The 15851-nt window shown below is 44.0% G+C and carries 11 protein-coding genes; 8 read left to right on the top strand and 3 right to left on the bottom strand.

The genetic code is table 11. The features are described from left to right. Positions 1-31: 31 nt before the first annotated feature. A complete protein-coding gene (locus R50345_RS23880) occupies positions 32-916 on the bottom strand; it encodes a helix-turn-helix domain-containing protein (protein ID WP_042130668.1) in 885 nt (294 codons plus the stop codon). A 124-nt stretch (positions 917-1040) separates the two neighbouring features. On the opposite strand from R50345_RS23880, the gene R50345_RS23875 reads away from it, so the two are divergent. Then, positions 1041-3131, top strand: a complete 2091-nt coding sequence (locus R50345_RS23875; RefSeq protein ID WP_042130666.1) for an alpha-glucuronidase family glycosyl hydrolase — start codon at positions 1041-1043, stop codon at positions 3129-3131. Between the two features lie 96 nt (positions 3132-3227). Next, positions 3228-6671, top strand: a complete 3444-nt coding sequence (locus R50345_RS23870) for a glycoside hydrolase family 2 TIM barrel-domain containing protein (protein WP_042132420.1) — start codon at positions 3228-3230, stop codon at positions 6669-6671. 95 nt (positions 6672-6766) lie between these two features. Here R50345_RS23870 and R50345_RS23865 read toward each other — a convergent pair whose 3' ends face one another. Beyond that, complete coding sequence (locus tag R50345_RS23865) at positions 6767-7420, bottom strand: GntR family transcriptional regulator (protein WP_042130664.1); 654 nt, start codon at positions 7418-7420, stop codon at positions 6767-6769. A 187-nt stretch (positions 7421-7607) separates the two neighbouring features. On the opposite strand from R50345_RS23865, the gene uxuA reads away from it, so the two are divergent. The 6 genes from uxuA to pstA all read left to right on the top strand — a co-directional run bounded on the left by uxuA (position 7608) and on the right by pstA (position 14805). Further along, positions 7608-8684 (top strand): mannonate dehydratase, encoded by a 1077-nt coding sequence (uxuA, locus tag R50345_RS23860; RefSeq protein WP_042130662.1) that lies wholly within the window; start codon positions 7608-7610, stop codon positions 8682-8684. After that, the gene (locus R50345_RS23855; protein ID WP_042130661.1) at positions 8685-10307 is read left to right on the top strand and encodes a mannitol dehydrogenase family protein; all 1623 of its coding nucleotides are present in this window, start codon (positions 8685-8687) and stop codon (positions 10305-10307) included. Positions 10308-10550: 243 nt separating this feature from the next. Continuing rightward, positions 10551-11987, top strand: a complete 1437-nt coding sequence (locus tag R50345_RS23850; protein ID WP_042130660.1) for a stalk domain-containing protein — start codon at positions 10551-10553, stop codon at positions 11985-11987. 55 nt (positions 11988-12042) lie between these two features. Beyond that, positions 12043-12903, top strand: coding sequence for a phosphate ABC transporter substrate-binding protein (locus tag R50345_RS23845; protein WP_042130657.1), 861 nt, complete (start codon positions 12043-12045; stop codon positions 12901-12903). Between the two features lie 82 nt (positions 12904-12985). After that, on the top strand, positions 12986-13933 hold the full coding sequence (pstC, locus tag R50345_RS23840; RefSeq protein WP_042130655.1) for a phosphate ABC transporter permease subunit PstC: 948 nt from the start codon (positions 12986-12988) through the stop codon (positions 13931-13933). Then, positions 13930-14805, top strand: a complete 876-nt coding sequence (pstA, locus tag R50345_RS23835) for a phosphate ABC transporter permease PstA (protein ID WP_042130653.1) — start codon at positions 13930-13932, stop codon at positions 14803-14805. Before pstC ends, pstA begins: the two co-directional genes overlap by 4 nt. A gap of 557 nt (positions 14806-15362) precedes the next feature. Here the strand turns inward: pstA and R50345_RS31465 are convergent. Beyond that, positions 15363-15521, bottom strand: a complete 159-nt coding sequence (locus tag R50345_RS31465) for a hypothetical protein (RefSeq protein WP_156114860.1) — start codon at positions 15519-15521, stop codon at positions 15363-15365. Positions 15522-15851 lie beyond the last annotated feature (330 nt).

Genomic DNA, 15851 nt, shown 5'->3' with positions numbered 1-15851 from the left:
TAGGAATGAGGCAGATGGAATATTCAACAACCTAATGATGGATATACCATTGCTTCCGAAATCGATTAGGCGTTGTGCCGAAATGAGTTTTGAACAGTTTGCAGAAATGAGAGCAATTCGTGATTCCGACTTCCTCGGCGATGTGCGCGACTGTGTATTCACTTGAAGTCAGAAGATGAACCGCTTCTTGCATTCTTTTTACCGTTAAATAATCGGAAATACTGCTGCCTGTACATTCCTTGAATAAGTGGGATAAATGATGGGGTGAAAGATGCAGATCCTTGCTCATTTGATCCAGCCGCAAAGGTTCCTTGTAATGCAACTGCAGCCATTCCATGATACTTTCCGCCTGATGTGGTTTGCGGAGCAGTTGTTCCCTGGAGGTCGTCTGATGCTGTGTATCCCATAACGGCTTTAAAGTATGTAGGAACGTGATGAGAAACAACGAAACCTCCTCAAGGAAATCATTTTTGTGCAAAGTTGGAAGCGCTTCATCCAGATCTTTCAGAAGAGCCGTCAGGGATTGAAGGTCCTGCTGTTCATACCATCGAGGTGAGGCCAAATCGCCACTATGAATATGATTAAAAAACTTTTGCAGGATAGGCCACTTCTCAAAATAAGCTTTAAATAGGCTAGGCTCATAATGAACGATCGAACGCACGAAAGGAATCGCCTCATTAATTTCAATTTGAATATGATGCAGTTGGTAAGGTTGGAAAATACAGATCATCCCTGGTTTTATTTCATAACTATTCTGATCAATAATCAGCGTACCTTTACCTTCATGAACAATAAGAATTTCAACACCTTGATGGGCATGGAATGTTCCTTGATAGTCATCTGTATTTGTACTAGTTCTTTTATATACAAAATAGAGATGGAACGGTTGTAAGTCCTGCTGCGCATGGTACGTCACATTCGTGTTCCTCCTATATAGTAGGGATGCGGTTAATCTATCGTTTACAAAAGTATAAGAGAACCATTGCATAGCTAGCAACATTTGGGCATAAAAGTCTTACACTAATGGAGGACACCGAATTATGGCAAAGAAAAAAACAGAATTACATAACGCAGGGTATAAAGCTTGGCTCGAATATCCTAATATCCAATCGAGCGCCATAAGAGAGCGCTATGCTTCATGGTGTTATAACATCTTGACCTCCAATCAGGAACACCCAGTGATCAAAAGTGCTGTGCAAGAACTAACACGCGGCATACAAGGAATGCTTAATATCGATGCTATCATTACTCAGTCTCAGGATATAGCTGAGCAAGCTTGTATTACAATCGGTACGTTTGACAGTCATCATCCACTTCTTACGCATGCCTTCAGCGAAGCTGAGAGGACAGAGGTTGGGCTTGAAGGATATGTCATTCGAACAAATGTGGAGAAGAATTGCATTGGAATCGGTGCCGCAACACCTGTTGGATTACTGTACGGCGTATTTGCATTCTTACGCTTACTTGGAACGGGTCAATCTATTGAAGCGTTGGACGTGTTGGATCATCCGGTAAATACACTCCGCATGATGAATCAATGGGATAATATCGATGGAAGCATCGAACGTGGTTACGCAGGGAAGTCGATATTCTACGCGGGCAACGAAATCACTAAGGACTTTGATCGTTTGCAAGATTATGCGAGAATGCTCGCTTCGATAGGGATCAATGCGATTGCTATAAACAATGTCAATGTACATCGGTTTGAGACGATGTTTATTACGGACCGCTATCTTCCAGACATCGCGAGGGTTGCAGATATCTTCCGTAACTACGGTGTGAAGCTGTTCCTAAGTATTAACTATGCTAGTCCGATCGAACTCGGGGGATTGAATACAGCGGACCCATTAGATCCTGAGGTTCGCAAATGGTGGAAGGCTAAGGCTATAGAAATCTATAAAGAGATTCCAGACTTCGGTGGTTTTCTCGTAAAAGCAGATTCAGAGAATCGTCCAGGTCCGTTTACTTATGATCGTGATCATGCAGAGGGTTCAAATATGCTAGCTGAAGCTTTATTGCCTTTCGGGGGAATCGTCATCTGGCGCTGCTTTGTCTACAATTGCAAGCAGGATTGGCGGGATCGTTCTACCGATCGCGCACGTGCGGCATATGATCATTTTAAACCGCTGGATGGCCGATTCATGGAGAATGTTATTTTACAGGTGAAGAATGGTCCAATGGATTTCCAAGTGCGAGAAGGCGTATCTCCGTTGTTCGGTGCCATGAAGCACACGAATATGATGATTGAATTCCAGATTACGCAGGAATATACAGGCCAACAGCGCCATGTCTGCTACCTCGTCCCTCAATGGAAGGAAGTTCTTGATTTTAATACGTACGCAACAGATTCGGAGTCATCGGTAAAGCGGGTTGTTGATGGATCCATGTATGGTAATAGATATAGCGGCTTCGCGGCTGTTTCGAATATTGGCAATGACCATAACTGGACAGGGCATTTGTTAGCACAGGCCAATCTGTATGGTTACGGTCGACTCGCTTGGAATCCGGAATTTAGTGCAGAGCAAATTGCGAAGGAATGGATAATGCTCACTTTCAGTGCAGAGGATGAGCAGTTAATCGATACTATTCGTGAGATCTTGCTAACCTCTTGGCATATCTATGAATCTTATACTTCACCGCTTGGGGTAGGTTGGATGGTCAATCCGGATCACCATTACGGTCCAAATGTGGATGGATATGAGTATTCGAAATGGGGAACGTATCATTTTGCGGACCTACAAGGCATTGGCGTAGACCGGACAATGAAGACAGGTACAGGATATGTCGGACAGTATCAAGGCGCGAATGTAGATCTGTATGAATCGGTAACTACATGTCCGGATGAGCTATTGCTGTTCTTCCATCATGTCCCGTATACGCATAAACTTCATTCTGGTAAAACGGTCATAGAGCATATTTATGATTCGCATTTTGAAGGTGTGGAACGGGCAGATCAACTGAAAGAGATGTGGCAATCTCTTGAGGGGAAAATAGACGATAGCAGACACGGGCAGGTGGCAGACCGTCTGCATGAACAGGCACTGCATGCTCGCGAGTGGAGAGATATCATCAATACGTATTTTTATCGAAAAAGCGGTATCCCAGACCGGCTTCAACGCAAAATATACTAAATATTAACATTAGGAGGAGTGTGTCCAGTAGGGCCACTCCTTCTAATGTTCCCTCTCTTTGTTTCATACTCCTACGAGAAGAAAGGAAGATACATATTGAATCATAAAAGATTGTTTAATGAAGGCTGGGAATTTGCTAAGAGCACCTTAGAAGTGACGGATGGAGAATTCTTGGATTTTCATACCGTAGATCTCCCTCATGATTGGTTGATTTATAATACTTTAGACTTGTATGAGGATAGCATTGGCTGGTATCGAAAGCGTTTTATAAAGGAGAAGGACGATAAGCAGAGATTGTTATGCTTTGATGGTATTTATATGGACTCGGCGATTTATGTGAATCATCAATGGGTAGGAGAGTGGAAATACGGGTATTCTTCCTTTGAATACGAGATTACAGATTTGCTCATAGACGGGGAAAATGAAATTCTAGTGAAGGTCGTGCACCAGAGTCCGAATAGTAGATGGTATTCAGGAGCGGGGATCTATCGGAACGTATGGCTCAAGACAAGAGATTCCAGTCACATCGTGACAGATGGGATTTATATTCATACGGTACAAGAGGATAGCGAGTGGCGAGTGGAGGTCGATACCGATGTGAACTTCACGGAAGAGATGCGGCTTTCGCAAACCATTCTACATCAGGACCGAGTGATAAAGACCTGTGTAGAAAAGCTCTCAGCTGGAGAACAAACACAAGCTCCCTCTCGTGTAAGTCAGGTGCTATCTGTAGATACGCCTTTATTATGGAGCACGGATGAGCCGCATTTATATCAGCTGAAAACGGAATTGCAATATATGGCATCTGATCAGGGTTCTGAAGAAGTGTGGAGAACCATTGAGGTAGTAACACAGCGTATAGGCTTTCGAACGATAGTACTGGATCCGCAAGAGGGAATGCTCCTTAATGGTTTGAAAATTAAGCTTAACGGAGTTTGCGAGCATCATGATCTTGGAGCATTGGGTTCGGCGTTTAATACAGCAGCCTTGCGAAGAAGACTTAAGATCTTAAAGGACATGGGTGTGAATGCGATACGCACCGCTCATAATATGCCTGCTGCAGAGCTTATGGACTTAGCGGATGAAATGGGGCTGCTTGTGGTTTCGGAAGCCTTTGATATGTGGGAACGATCGAAGACTTCATATGATTATGCAAGGTTTTTCAAGGACTGGGCCTTAAGAGATGTGTGTAGCTGGGTCATGCGAGATCGTAACCATCCAAGCTTGCTTATGTGGAGTATTGGCAATGAAATTTATGATACACATGCAGATGAACGAGGCCAAGAAATAACGAGTATGCTGATGGAAGCCGTTCTTCATTATGATCCAAGAGGCAACGGAAAAGTGACCATTGGATCGAACTATATGCCATGGGAGAATGCTCAGAAATGTGCGGACATCGTAAAGGTGGCAGGCTACAATTATGCGGAAAAATATTACCATCAGCATCACGCAGAGCATCCTGACTGGATCATCTATGGCAGTGAGACCGCCTCTATTGTGCAGAGTAGGGGAATATATCACTTCCCATTCGAGCAATCCATCTTGGCTGACGACGATGAGCAATGCTCTGCGCTAGGCAATAGCTCTACAAGCTGGGGAGCGAAGTCAGCAGAAGCGTGTATTATTGCGGAGCGAGATGCGGCGTTCTCATTAGGTCAATTCATATGGACCGGCTTTGACTATATTGGTGAACCTACACCGTATCATACGAAGAACTCGTACTTCGGGCAGATGGATACAGCGACCTTTAAGAAGGATTCTTATTATATCTATCAATCGGCTTGGACGAATTACAAGAGCAATCCGATGGTGCATATTCTCACCTATTGGGATTTTAATCCAGGCCAGATGATCGATGTTCGAGTCTGCTCGAATGCGCCGAAGATAGAATTGCAGTTCAATGGTGAGACTGTAGGGACCTATGATATCGACCATGAACATGGGACGCAGTTAGCTGGCTGGTGGAAGATTCCTTATGAACCAGGCGAGCTTAAAGCCATCGCTTATAATGAAGCTGGCCAAATCATTGCAGTAGACATCAGAGAATCGTTTGGTGATGCGAGTCGAATCTGCTTAAAGGCGGATAAGGATACACTTCTTGCGGACGGTACAGATTTAATCTTCGTCGAAATTACGATGGAGGATGAGATGGGTCATACCGTTGAGAATGCCAACAATCGTGTACAAGTTCAAGTGAACGGAGCAGGGCGGTTAATCGGTTTAGATAATGGAGATAGCACGGACTATGATCCTTACAAAGGAACGAGTAGACGCTTGTTTAGCGGCAAGTTAATGGCGATTGTGGCTGCCAGCTTAGAGGCTGGAACGATTACAGTTGAGGTTACTTCGGGAGGTGTAGAAGGCAGTAAGCTACAGCTTCAATCACTCCCTGTGCCAGATCGTAGAGTAGGTATTTCGGCAAACACAAGAAATTTAGATATGCCATGTGTGCTGGGGAATGAAGAAGAAATTCCTTTACGGAAAATAGAGATTGTAAGTCATTCTGGGCAACAGTTCAATGAATCTAGAAGAGAAATGATCGTTAGCGCAAACCTCTACCCTGTAGATACTTCCTATTCTGAAGTAGCATGGAGCATTGTAAATGACGCTGGGATCGAGTCTAATTTAGCACGGATCGAATCGTTTGGAAAAGAAGCCAAAATCACGGCATTAGGAGATGGGAATTTCCGCGTTCGCTGTATGAGTAAGAACGGTACGGAGAAAACAAGGCTGATTTCACAGTTGGAATTTACGGCGAGCGGTCTGGGAACGGCTTTTAAGGATCCGTATGGATTCATTTCTGGTGGATTATATGACGAGTTTAAAGGTGAAGTCGGAAACGGAAATGAACGAGGCGTAGCTACGAGTCGAGATGGTGAGACGCAGGTTGCCTATCGTGAGATTGACTTTGGACCTTACGGCTCGGATTTGATAACGATTCCCCTATTCGCATTGTCTAACGAAGCCTACGAGCTCCAGATTTGGGAAGGCATGCCGGACGAAGAGAACAGTGAACTTTTGGCAGACGTTATTTATCAGAAGGAATCACAATGGAATGTTTATCAGGAGGCAACCTATCGATTATCCAAGAGACTCACTGGCATCAGCTCTATTTGTTTCGTATTGCAGAAGAAGGTGCATATTAAAGGCTTTTCATTTGTGAAAAAGAATCGAGCGTTCGAGCAGAACCATGCTGTAGATTGCGATCGTATTTACGGTGACACATTTACCATCGCTGAACAGGGCGTTGAAGGAATCGGGAATAACGTATCCCTTGTGTTCGAGCAGATGGACTTTATCATGGAAGGTGCTTCAAGGCTTGTTATTTGCGGAAGATCACCGATCGATAAGAATACCATTCATATTCGCTTCGAAGAGGGTGAAGAGTCTAACCATCAACTGATCGAATTTACACAATCAGATGGATATGTAGAGCGAGTATTTGAGTTGGAGAAAGTGACAGGAGAGCAGAAAGTAACGTTTATCTTCTTGCCTGGAAGTCAGTTCGATTTCGGGTGGTTCCGATTTGAAAGATAGTTTGTCATTTTAACTACAATGATAAATGAAAAAAGGACCGTGGCTGCATGAGGCGGTCCTTTTGTTTTTAAGTAGGCTCTGTTAATACGCGTGTATTACGTTTTGATATAATCCGCAAAATTCTCCAGCAAGTATAAGGAGTTCATATCTTCACGCAAATGATGCTGGACTAATGCATCCACTTTATCCGTTTCATGGTTTGTCATACAATCCAGGATCATGTGATGCTCCCTTAAAATTTTCTCCAGCTTTTCTTGCTTTAGAGTATGCAGACGGCGGTATCTTTCATAATGCACATGGGAGAACTTAATTTGTTCCCACAAAAATTCATGTCCTGCTAAAGAGAATAGCGTCTTATGAAAGGCGTCATCCAAGGCAAGAAAGTGCTCAAATGCATGTTCTTGATGGATGGCATTTTTTTGCTCTTCCAGATTCTTCTTAAGTTCCATAATACCTTTAAGAGTAAGGCTGCCGGATAGACCTTTTATAATATCTTTTTCCAAAACACTTCTTAAATAGATCATCTGCTCAACCGATTCCAAATCAATGTACGAAACAAGATTCCCTTTCTTCGGATACACATCAATATAGGACTCGAGGGATAGCTGCTTAAGTACATCGCGCAATGGTGTTCTGGATATCTGAAACCGTTCGGACAACACGGTCTCACTCAGAATGGTTCCAGGCTTTAGCGTTAGATTAAGGATTTCGCGCTTCAATAGGTTCAAAATATCATTTTTGGTGGACATGAGTTACGTCTCCATTGCCATTGAATTTGTAATTAAGATTCATTATATATTCAATTTAACTTGTATACAAGTTTTTATTAGATGTATTAAAGTCATTGACAAAATCCAATGTTTAACTCTAATATTTGAGTATAGTATCTTGTATACAAGATTTCGACACATGAAATTATAGGAGGTTTTTATCCAGATGAACATGACATGGAGATGGTATGGAGAAGGCAATGACAACATTACGCTTGATCATATCCGGCAAATTCCGGGGGTAATGGGCATTGTCTGGTCACTGCATCATAAGGTAGCGGGCGAAGTATGGGAGATGGATGAAATCCAAAAGGTTGCGGATCAAATTACGGGCAAAGGGTTTAGCACTGCCGTAGTAGAGAGTGTGAATGTCCATGATGATATCAAAATTGGACTCCCGACGCGTGATAAATATATCGATATTTACATAGATACCATCCGGAAGTTAGCCAAGGTCGGTACTAAAGTGATCTGTTACAACTTTATGCCGATCTTTGACTGGACTCGGACGGAGCTGTACAAGGAATTGCCGGATGGCTCAAATGCTCTTTTTTATGAAAATGCAGCCGTTAATGATAACCCTCGCGACATGGTGAATCGTATTCTGGAGGGGGCTGGCGAATTTACGATGCCTGGCTGGGAGCCGGAGCGTCTGGCGAAGCTTGATGAGCTATTCGCCGCTTATGCAGATGTAACGGAAGAGAAGCTGTTCGAGAACTTGATCTATTTTTTGAAGCGAATTATTCCTGTCTGTGAAGAAGTCGATATCAAAATGGCTATTCATCCCGATGATCCTGCTTGGCCGATCTTTGGCTTGCCCCGCATTGTCCGCAGCCGTGATACGATCCGTCGTTTACTTGACGCAGTAGATAGTCCGTATAATGGATTAACCTTCTGCACTGGGTCGCTCGGTACGAATCCGAAGAACGATCTGCCGGCTATGATTCGGGAATTCTGTAATCGTATTCATTTTGCTCATATTCGAAATGTTAAGGTTTTTGAGAACGGAGATTTTATTGAGGTGTCTCATCGTGGACGGGATGGCAGTGTGGATGTGGCAGAGGTTGTTAAAGCGTATCATGAGAATGGATATACGGGGTATGTGCGTCCGGATCATGGTCGTCATTTGTGGGGTGAAGAGAAGACTTGCCGCCCGGGGTACGGGCTGTACGATAGAGCAATGGGGATCATGTATTTACTTGGTGTATGGGACAGTCTCGACAATACGATGGGGGTGAAGTGAATGCTGCTTCTGACAAGAGAGAGTATTCAATCATGTGCAGAGGCATGGAAGGACGCTGACGTGGAGCTTCCTCAGTTTGATTATAAGCAGGTGGCGGAGAATACGCGCGTTAGGCCGGAATGGGTTCATTTTGGAGCGGGTAATATTTTTCGTGGATTTGTTGCAAATGCTCACCAGAAGCTGTTGGAGCTTGGAAAAGCAGATACAGGTATTATCGCCGCTACCTCCTCAGACTACGAGCTGATTGACAAGATTTATAAACCGTATGATCATTTAACACTTCTCGTATTAATGAATGCGAATGGCGAGTTTACGAAAAAGGTCATCAGCAGCATTACCGAGGCTGTAATGGCGAACACAAATCGAGCGGAGGATTACTGCCGTCTGGTTGAAATTTTTGAGAATCCGAGCCTGCAGATGGCCAGCTTCACCATTACAGAGAAAGGCTACACTTTAACAGATGCTAATGGAAAGTACCTTGATATTGTGAAAAAAGATATGGAGCAAGGGCCGGAGCAGCCTTCCCACAGCATGAGTGTGATCGCTTCACTTGCTTACGGTCGTTATCTTAAAGGGCAGTATCCGATGACTTTTGTTAGTATGGATAACTGTTCACACAACGGGGATATGCTGAAGAATAGCGTGATTACAATCGCCAAGGCATGGGCTGTAAAAGGACTTGTGGAGGATGAATTCGTAGTGTATCTCGAAGACGAGAGTCGGATAACATTCCCTTTGTCGATGATTGATAAAATCACACCTCGTCCGTCCGAGGCTGTACGTAATGCCTTACAGGAGCAAGGGATTGGCGGTATGGACATACTTATTACCTCGAGAAACGCTCATACCGCACCTTTCGTTAACGCAGAAGTTAGTGAATATCTGGTTATTGAGGATAAGTTTACGAATGGGCGACCTTTATTAGAAGAAGCGGGCATTATATTCACTGATCGTGAGACCGTGAACCGAGTTGAAACGATGAAGGTTACGACCTGTCTGAATCCCTTACATACTGCCTTAGCGGTTACTGGCTGTCTACTAGGCTACACGCAGATTTCGGATGAGATGCAGGATCAGACCCTACGTTCATTAGTCGAGAGGATTGGGTACAAGGAAGGATTGCCTGTAGTTGTAGATCCAATCATTCTAGGACCACAGCAATTCTTGGATGAAGTGCTGCAAGAGCGACTCACGAATCCATATATTCCGGACACCCCGCAGCGAATTGCGACAGATACGTCGCAGAAGGTGGGCATTCGTTATGGGGAAACGATCAAATCCTATGTACTACGAGAAGATCTTAATCCAGCTGACTTGACGGCGATTCCATTAGCCCTTGCTGCATGGTGCCGCTATTTGATCGGAGTGGATGATGAAGGGAATTCATTTAAGCTAAGTCCCGATCCTCTAATGGAGTCACTTCAAGCACATCTGCAGGGAGTGACTTTGGGAGATTCGAACTCTAATGTGCACGAGATTTTAGATAATCAGAAGATCTTTGGTGTACCTTTATATGAAATCGGTCTGGGTAGCAAGATTGAAAGTTACTTCTATGAGATGCTCAAAGGCCCAGGAGCTGTACGGAGAACGTTGGAAAAGCATTTAAATGAAGAGTTAGTGTAGATCACATTTACAAAAAACCTCATGGAGTAAAGCTACTGCACCCCGCAGAGCAATACTCTATGAGGTTTTTTGGTGTCTAGTCCATTTGGTTTATCTAGATAGTGCAGTCTATTACGCTAATATACCTACTTTTTCAAAAAAATAATTATAGTTAATATTTCCATAACATTCCTCTGCAACAGAGTTGACAATTGTAGACGAAAATGACATTAGCAGTTACCTATACGAAAAGGGTGAATCTAATTGAAAAACAGTAAATGGATTAGCGCAACGTTGGCTTCAGCACTTCTTGCAACAGTAGGCGTTGGAAGTGTATCTGCAGCTAGCATCGGCAGTAATGTAAAATCTGTAGCTACCAATCAAGCCGCTGCAAAAACAGCAGTTAAAGAAGGTACAGCTACTTGGAATGTAAACGGTACGCCGATTGTGTTTAACACCATTAATAGCAGTGGTTACAAGCTGTACGCTCTGAATCAGGTAGCTGGTGAAATTGGAGCTAAGTTAGTACTTGGAGCTGGCGGGTTTGAACTTAATGACAGCAAAGGATTACATAATGTCCAACTCAAAACAGGCTCAAAGAGCTATCAAGTAGATGGTAATACCGATACGTTCACCGTTGCTCCAGTATTTTATAACGGTAAAACCTATGTGGAGCTTACTAAGTTAGTTTATGCATTAGGCGGAGAGCTGGATGCTGATGCTAGCACGATTTTAAGCTTTGCTCGTCCTGAAGGATTGTTTGATACTTTACACTGGACAGCAGCTGGAAATCTGATTGCGAACAAAAGTGATGCTGAAACTGCTCAACTTATCAAATTCAGCACTGAACCAGGTAACTACGAAGTATTTTCATCAAATGACAGTGCAGTGGATTTCTCGGTATCGCCGGATGGACAGTGGGGAGCTTTCAACGATGAGACTGGTTTGTTAAATCTGATTAACCTGTCGAGCGGAGCTACTAAGATACTGGGTACTGATAATAGCGTAAAAACAGATCTGGTATGGTCTAACGATGGTAAAAGCATTTACTTCATCCAAGGAGACAAACAAGAAAAAATTGCAAAAGTCTCAGTAGAAACTGGTGATGTAAAATCCGTATTGGCGGACAAGGTTGAAAATAAATCCGAACTGCGCATTTCCACTGACGAAAAGAGCGCCGTTTATATCGTTAACTTGACGGGTGTTGCTAAGAACGATGCGGACAGCACAGAAGATTCTCTTACTGTAGACTTCAGCTCTGCTGGAGAGCAGCTTTACAAGCTAGACCTGGCTACAAAAGATGCTAAACCAGCTGCACTGACAACTACACCGGATAACAAGCTGTACCCTGAAATTTCTGCTGATGGCAGCGTGGTTTATCTGAGCGCAGATGCTGAAGGTAACGCAGCTAACACATTGAAGGTTGTAAAAGCAGACGGAACAAGCAGCAAAATTGCACTTGATGTAGAAGTAACTTGGTCTACTGGCGTTAAGAACGGCTTGGTTGTGGCAGGTTCAGCGGCAGATGGAAGCACAGTAGTTTATTCCATTGATAACAATGGTGCTAAGACTGAGCTGTTCCGCTCCACTGAAGATGTATCTGAAGTAGCAGTTTCGAATGATGGAAGCAAGCTTGCTATCGTAAGTGACGGCGGTGTATGGGTAGTTCAAGGCGGTAAAGCGTTGCAACTGTCGAAATAATAAATATCCCTAATCATATTTTAACGGCGTAGAGCCGAGAGGAGAAATAATACAAATGAAGATTTTCAAAAAGCTAACAGTAACGGCTCTAACGGCTGTAATTGCGGTAACCGCATCTTTCGCAGGGGTTGCAGCAGCAGCTGATTCACTAAAAGGTAAAATCACAGTTAACGGTTCGACCGCACTTCTTCCATTGACGCTTCAAGCGGCAAAAGAATTCCAAAAGCTGCACCCTAAAGTAAAAATCGCAGCATCAGGTAAAGGTTCAGTAACTGGACCTCAAGCTGTTAAAAAAGGCATCGCCGATATCGGCGCTTGCGACTGGGATGCTAGCATCGACGTACCAGGCTTCAAAGCTTTTGACGGCCAAGTAGCGAACAAAGTAGCTGTTATTCCTTTTGCTACAATCGTGAACAAAAATGTTGGAGTGGATAACCTTACAACTGAACAACTTAAAGGCATTTTCGCAGGCAAAATCACGAACTGGAAAGAAGTAGGCGGTTCTGATGCTGATATCGTAGTTATCACTCGCTCTTTCGGTTCCGGTACACGCGTTAACTATCAAGCTAAAGCTTTGGATGGCGGAGAAATCGTTAAAAAAGCTAAGAACTACAAAGAAACTGGTTCTTCCGGTGACATGAAAACAGCAGTAGGCACAACTCCTAACTCTATCGGTTATATCGACCTTGTATATGTAAGTGGCGACGTAAAAGCAGTTAAACACAACGGTGTAGCTGCTACTACAGACAACGTAATCAATGGATCTTATAAGATCTGGGCTTACGGTTACTACATGACTAAGGGCCAACCTACTGGCGCAACAAAAGAATTTATCGAATACGTACAAAGCAAGAAGTTCCAACAAGGTTCCCTGAAAAAGCTTAAATTCATTCCGATCGCAGCAATGAAGGGCTAATATCATCTAAAGATCATATTGAACGGTAACAGCGGCCAGCTCCGATCTTGATACGGGGGTGGCCGCTTACAGGAGGGAAAGTATGGGGGCACCAGTCCACGGCTTGGCAACTAGGGGAAAAGAGAGCGTAACGCAGGTTACCGCTAACTCCAAACGTCATGGTAGACATTTGTTTAGCAACAAATTGTTCAAGTTTTATTTTCTATTCAGCATTCTCGCGCTTTGTTTCGTGCTTGGACTTGTAATTCTATTTATCGGCAAAACGGCTATGCTTCTGTTCGGCCATCTCTCACCTGCGGACTTTTTCTTTTCCTTTAATTGGACGCCGGAAGAGGATTCTTTTGGAGCGGCTGCCTTCATTGTAAATACACTTTCTCTAACTGCATTGACACTGCTGATCGCAGTTCCTATCTCGGTGGGGATGGCGGTGCTTTGTGCAGAGATTGCTCCAAAATGGATGAAGACTTTCATCCGTCCAGTGCTAGATTTGTTAGTAGGTATTCCTTCAATTGTTTACGGATATATAGGCTTAACGGTATTACTTCCTTTCTTGCGCAGAATTAGCGGGGAGAGCTTAGGTGATGGCTTGTTAGCAGCTGCACTTGTGCTCGCATTAATGGTGCTGCCAACGATTTGCCGAATCAGTGATGATGCCATTGTCTCTGTGCCGCGCAAATATCGGGATGCAGCATATGCTCTTGGATCTACCCGTTTACAGGTAATCATGCGTGTAATACTGCCTGCGGCTAGCCGGGGAATTATCTCTGCGGTTATTCTGGGTATGACTCGTGCTGTGGGTGAGACGATGGCTGTAGTTATGGTTATCGGGAATACACCGCAATTGGCGAAGACGTTATTCACGCCAGCATCGGTGCTGACTAGTAACATCGTTATGCAAATTTCTAATGTAGAGTTTGACTCTACTTGGAACTATGCGCTACATATGATGGCATTTCTCTTGCTAGTAATATCATTTGTATTAATTCTGATCATCCGCGTGTTGGGTAGAAAAAGGAGGGATGCAGCGTGAACGGATTCGCAAGTACAAAGCATACAGCGCGTGCCCAAAGAAACAATAAAATCGCGACCATCGGGTTTTATACGCTAGGGGCTTTAGTCATGCTGCTGATCTTCTGGCTGCTCTTCACGATTCTTAGTAAAGGTCTACCGGCACTTCGGCCCGATTTCCTGATTAAACAACCTGAAGAAATTGATGCAGGTGGTGGGATTGGCCCGGTGTTGTTCAACTCCTTTTACATTTTGTTTATCTCGCTGATTATTTCCGTGCCAATTGGTTTGGGTGCGGGAATCTATATGGCTGAGTATGCGCCAGATAATAAATTTACAGGGGCACTACGTATTTGCGTAGAATCACTGTCATCGGTTCCTTCGATTGTGTTCGGTATGCTCGGACTCGCGATTTTTGCGGAATATTTCGATATCGGTCTTACGATTCTTGGTGGGGGCGTCAGCTTGGCGCTACTGAATCTACCTATGCTTGCGCGAGTGACAGAGGAAGCGATACGTGCCGTTCCTGGGGATATACGCGAGGCTGGTTATGCGCTTGGGATGACTAAATTTCACGTGATCCGCACGGTAGTCCTACCTGTTGCAATGTCTGCCATTGTTACTGGGATTTGTCTTGTTGCTGGACGCGCCTTCGGGGAGTCTGCGGTTATTATCCTTACCGCCGGTCTTAGTACCTCGGGCGAGATGTGGGATTTCAATCTGTTCTCACCGGGTGAAACCCTGGCCGTACACCTCTGGTATGTACAATCTGAGGCGATTGTAGAAGATGCACGTCAAATTGCTGATAAATCGGCAGCGGTACTTGTATTTGTAGTTTTGTTTATCAATTTTGTATTTCGATTTCCGCTGTGGCTGGGAAATCGCCGGAAGTAATGAACTAGGGTCTACGGGGGGAACCTGTAGGCCTTTATTTGTTAGTAAGGTTTGATGGGTTGCTGATGGATTGCTGATGGATTGCTGATGGGTTACTGATGGGTTACTGATGGGTTACTGATGAGGTGCTGATAGATACTCGACGGATTGATGGATGATTGATGAATTGAAGTTGTTTATTCCTAATTAGGGAATATCTCCCTATAATTCAGTGTTTTATCGTCTTTAGAAGCATAATTAGGGAAATCCTCCCTCTAATATCTTTGATTTACACCTAAATAGAGGTTTTTAGGTAATATTTAGGGAGGATTTCCCTGAAAAGTTTGTTTTTTAGCGATTACAGGCGAATTTCAGGGAGAAATTCCCTAATGTTATAATATCGGCAGGATATAACCCGTCCGATCAGTTTACGGGAACTTCACCCTAAGTAAGCTCCAAAAACTGAAAGTTCCTCATCCAGTTAAACTGCCGCGAATCCGAAACAAGTAGCTCATAACCCGCCACCGTCGATCCTCTAGTTCCCTCAACCAATCTAGTTAATCGAGCGTACCTAGCCGTCACAGCACCTTAGAATACTCTGAGTAACGCCAACCATACTCGCCCCAGTTCCAAGTTACTTTAACCAATCTAGTTAAACGAGAGTATCTAGCCGCCACAGACCCTGGGATGTACCGAAGAACGCCAGCCATACTCACTCCAGTTCCAAGTTCCTTCAACCAATCTAGTTAATCGATCGTACCTAGCTGTCACAGCACCTTAGGATACTCTGAGGAACGTCAACCATACTCGCCCCAGTTCTAAGTTCCTTCAACCATTCTAGTTTATCAAGCGTATCTGTCGTCACAGCACCTTAGGATACTCCGAGGAACGCCGATCACACTCGCTCCAGTTCCGAGTTCTTTAAACCAATCTAATTAATCGAGCGAACCTAGCTGTCACAGCACCTTAGGATACTCTGAGGAACGCCAACCATACTCGCTCCAGTTCCAAGTTCCTTAAACCAATCTAGTTAATCGTGCGAAACTAGTCGTCACAGCACCTTAGGA

The sequence above is a fragment of the Paenibacillus sp. FSL R5-0345 genome (assembly GCF_000758585.1).
Lineage (GTDB): Bacteria > Bacillota > Bacilli > Paenibacillales > Paenibacillaceae > Paenibacillus_AQ.
The sequence above is the reverse complement of the archived record's forward strand: the minus strand, read 5'-3'. Positions and strand labels throughout refer to the sequence as shown.